1 protein-coding gene is annotated in these 317 nt (G+C 45.4%); it reads right to left on the bottom strand.

From position 1 onward, the window contains the following. The coding region (locus L324_RS44380; RefSeq protein ID WP_161780818.1) for a fimbrial biogenesis chaperone at positions 1 to 317 on the bottom strand (317 nt) is incomplete at both ends.

Genomic DNA, 317 nt, shown 5'->3' with positions numbered 1-317 from the left:
TTTTTCAAGCAGAAGACGGCATACGAGATACAGTTGAGTTGCGGCGTTTCCGCCCCGTAGTCATTGATGGTTCGATACGTTACGCTGCTATTTTTGGCCCCCTTTGGCAGAGAAAATTGGTATTTATCAAAGGGGGAAATCATTTGATTTTTAACTACTTTTCCACCTATTTTCAGGTCTGTCAGGGTAATGAAATAAGGTGTTGGGTTACTGACCGTAACCATGTCAGCTGACGAAGTGCAACGCAGTTTCGCCGGAGCCTCGCCTAAGGGATACGCTAAACCTTTTGGTCGCCAGAAAAGTTTGATGACGCTTTG

Origin of the sequence: Amycolatopsis orientalis DSM 40040 = KCTC 9412, from assembly GCF_000478275.1 — a bacterium.
In the GTDB taxonomy this organism is placed as follows: domain Bacteria; phylum Actinomycetota; class Actinomycetes; order Mycobacteriales; family Pseudonocardiaceae; genus Amycolatopsis; species Amycolatopsis orientalis.
This window is presented reverse-complemented; position numbering and strand designations above follow the sequence as displayed.